General features: G+C 72.7%; 2 protein-coding genes. Both read left to right on the top strand.

All coding sequences use genetic code 11. From position 1 onward, the window contains the following. Window positions 1-1,158, top strand: a 1,158-nt coding sequence (locus G6556_RS17830) for a HupE/UreJ family protein (protein WP_205693710.1), incomplete at its 5' end; no start/stop codon positions are given. 178 nt (window positions 1,159-1,336) lie between these two features. After that, on the top strand, window positions 1,337-3,322 hold the full coding sequence (locus G6556_RS17825) for a metallophosphoesterase family protein (RefSeq protein ID WP_166944348.1): 1,986 nt from the start codon (window positions 1,337-1,339) through the stop codon (window positions 3,320-3,322). Window positions 3,323-3,364 lie beyond the last annotated feature (42 nt).

The raw sequence follows: 3,364 nt of genomic DNA, 5'->3' as shown, positions 1-3,364 counted from the left end.
GCCGCCCTGCTGGGCACGCTCGTCGCACCCGCCGCGTCCGCGCACGGCTTCACGTCCGTGGCGTTCGCCGACGTCACCGCGCCCGAGCACGGCGTCGTCCGCACCGAGCTCGGGCTGGAGTACGACCTGCTCGTCGTGTCCGCTGCCGACGCGCAGGGCGACGACCCGCTGTTCCAGGACGGCACCGACGCCTTCGACAGCGGCGACCTCGCCGCGCAGGCCGCCGCGCTCGAGGCGCACGCCGACACCGTGCTCGCCTACGTCGCGGACCGGTTCACGGTGTCCGCCGCCGGCGACGTCTGCACCCCGGCGCTCGTCGGGGACGTCGTCGTCGACATCCAGGAGGACGTGCCCTACGCGAACCTCACCGTCGACCACGCCTGCGCGACGTCGGACGGCGCGCACGCGATCACCAGCACCCTGTTCGCCGACGACGAGGGCTACGTCCGGGACACGAAGACCGTCGTGACCTTCGAGCTCGACGCCCGGTCCGGCAGCGCCGCGCTCGACGCGGAGCACCCGACGTTCTCGACCGACCAGTCCTGGACCCAGCGGTTCGCGGAGTTCTTCGTGCTGGGCGCGGAGCACCTGCTGTTCGGGCTGGACCACGTCCTGTTCCTGCTCGCCGTGATCGTGGGCTCGCGCCGGCTGCGCGAGATCGTGCTGACCGCGACGGCGTTCACCGTCGCGCACTCGATCACGTTCGTGCTGGCGGCGACCGGTGTCGTGCACGTGGCGGGCGCGGTGGTCGAGCCGATCATCGCGCTGTCGATCGCCGTCGTCGCCGGCTGGCACCTGTGGCGGCTGCGGGCCGGGTCCGCCGCGGACCTGCCCGACCGGGGCGGGCCGCTGGGCCTGGACCGGTCCGGCTGGGTGCGGATCGCCGTGGTGCTGGTGTTCGGCCTGGTGCACGGGCTCGGCTTCGCCGGCGCGCTCGGCATCGACGAGCCGTGGTCCTGGACGCTGCTGTGGTCGCTGCTGGTGTTCAACGTCGGCATCGAGGCCGTGCAGCTCGCGATCATCGCGGTGGTGTTCCCGCTGCTGGCGCTGCTGCGCCGCCGGGCGCCGGCCGTCGGCGCGTGGGCGACCGGGACGGTCGCGGCCGGGGTCGCCGCCATGGGGCTGCTCTGGTTCGTGCAGCGGGTCGCGGGTCTGTAGCCGCCGCGTGCCGGCTACCGGCGCGCGGGTTGCCTGTGCTGACCAGGTGTTCCGGCCGGGGTCGGCCCGCGGACGGGAGCCGTTCATCCGGCCGTCACCGGCTGGGAGGAAGTTGTGCGTCGCCTCCCCGGTACGTCCCATTTCTCCTTTTTCTCACCCGCAGAGAACGGACGACTTCATGTCCCCCAGCACGACAGCTCCGCGCGAGCGCGCCCGGCGCGTGTCCGCACGGATCGCCGCGGCGGCGCTCGGCGCGTCGATCGCCCTCGGCGGCTTCGCGGCCGTCCCGGCGACCGCGGCCGACGACACCTCCGGCCTGACCGGCATCGTCCTCGGGATCGGCGCCGACGAGACCCAGCGCATGGTCACCTGGTACTCCAGCACCGACACCGACCAGGTGGTGCAGCTCGCGCCGGCCACCGCCGTGGTGGACGGGCAGTTCCCCGCCGACGCGAAGACCTTCGCCGCGACCGGCTCGGCCAACATCGCCACGTCCGGCGGCTACAACCGGCACGCCACGATCACCGGCCTGCAGGAGAGCACCGCCTACACGTACCGGGTCGGCGCCGCCGGTGCCTGGTCGACGGCGTACACCTTCACCACGCAGTCCTTCGAGGGCGACTACGACTTCCTGTTCCTCGGCGACCCGCAGATCGGCTCGTCCGGCGACGTGGCCCGCGACCAGGCCGGGTGGCAGGACACCCTCGACGTCGCGCTCGCCGCGAACCCGCAGGCCGAGATCCTGGTCTCCGGCGGCGACCAGGTCGAGACCGCGAACACCGAGTCGCAGTGGGACGCGTTCCTCGCGCCCGACCAGCTGCGCCAGTACCCGTTCGCCGCGACCATCGGCAACCACGACGTCGGCGGCAAGGCCTACGAGCAGCACCTGGCCACCCCGAACACCGACCGGTCCGCCGCGCTCTACGCCAACGGGCAGCCGACCTCGAACACCTCGGGCGGCGACTACTGGTACATCTACAAGGACGTGCTGTTCATCGACCTGAACAGCAACTCCTACGCCACCACCCAGGGCGGCGGGGGCGACGCGGCGCACGTCCAGTACGTGACCGACGTGATCGACCAGCACGGCGCCGACGCCAAGTACACGGTGCTCGTCTACCACCACTCGATCTACTCGGCCGCGGCGCACGCCAAGGACGCGGACAACAAGGTGCGCCGGGTCGACTTCCCGACGACGTTCTCCGAGCTCGGCGTCGACCTGGTGCTCCAGGGCCACGACCACGTCTACACCCGCAGCTACCTGATCAAGAACGGCGAGAAGGCCGACGCGGCCGAGCAGCCCGGGCAGGACGAGGTGTTCGCCGGCCCCGGCGGCGTCCTCTACGTGACGGCCAACTCCGCCTCGGGCTCGAAGTACTACGACATCACCAAGCCCGACACCAGCGGCACCTCCGGCGCCGGCAACGGGGCGGACCCGCTCGACCCCGACTCCTACTGGTACAACTCGGTCCAGAACCAGGAGCACGTCCGCTCCTACGTCAAGGTCCAGGTGCGCAGCGACAAGCTGGTCGTGGAGAACATCCGCTCCGGCACGTGCGACGCCCCGAACGCCGCCGTCGAGCGCGGCAACGTCTCGTGGTGCGGGCCGGACAGCGGCGCCACCGCGGCGCAGCCCGTCGGCTCCGTCGTCGACGCCGTGACCGTGCACCCCTACCAGGGCGAGGGCCAGGAGATCCAGGTCGCCGTGCCCGACGCCGCCCCGGGCGAGTTCGGCTGGACCATCGACGGCTACAACGGCCTGGTCGACCTCGGCACCGCTGTCGACAACGCGGGCGCCTACTTCGAGGCGACGGGTGCGATCAACCCGATCGCGGTCACCGACACCCGCCGCACGCAGTCGCCGTGGTCCATCTCGGCCTCGGTCGGCGACTTCCACGACGGCGACAAGACCTTCGACGGCTCGGCCCTCGGCTGGACCCCGAAGGTCGTCGAGGCCGGGGCGGGCGCCCGCGCCGGCGCCCCGGTGGCGTCCGGCTACGACGGCGGCACCGGCCTGTCGGTCTCCCGCGCCCTCGGCGCGGCCGACCAGGGCCACGAGACCGGCACCGCCAAGCTCGGCGCCGACCTCGACCTGAAGATCCCCGGCGACGTCGCGAAGGGCACCTACCGCGCGACGCTCACCATCACGGCCCTCAGCAGCTGACCCTGCCCGGACCGACCCGGCCGGCGGGGTGGGCGTCCTGCG

Origin of the sequence: Cellulomonas sp. IC4_254, assembly GCF_011603975.1 — a bacterium.
GTDB lineage: Bacteria > Actinomycetota > Actinomycetes > Actinomycetales > Cellulomonadaceae > Cellulomonas.
The sequence above is the reverse complement of the archived record's forward strand: the minus strand, read 5'-3'. Positions and strand labels throughout refer to the sequence as shown.

What these genes read in the sequence shown, in the direction of transcription:
- G6556_RS17825 (WP_166944348.1), top strand. Translation starts at nt 1,337, where the DNA reads ATGTCCCCCAGCACGACAGCTCCGCGCGAGCGCGCCCGGCGCGTGTCC.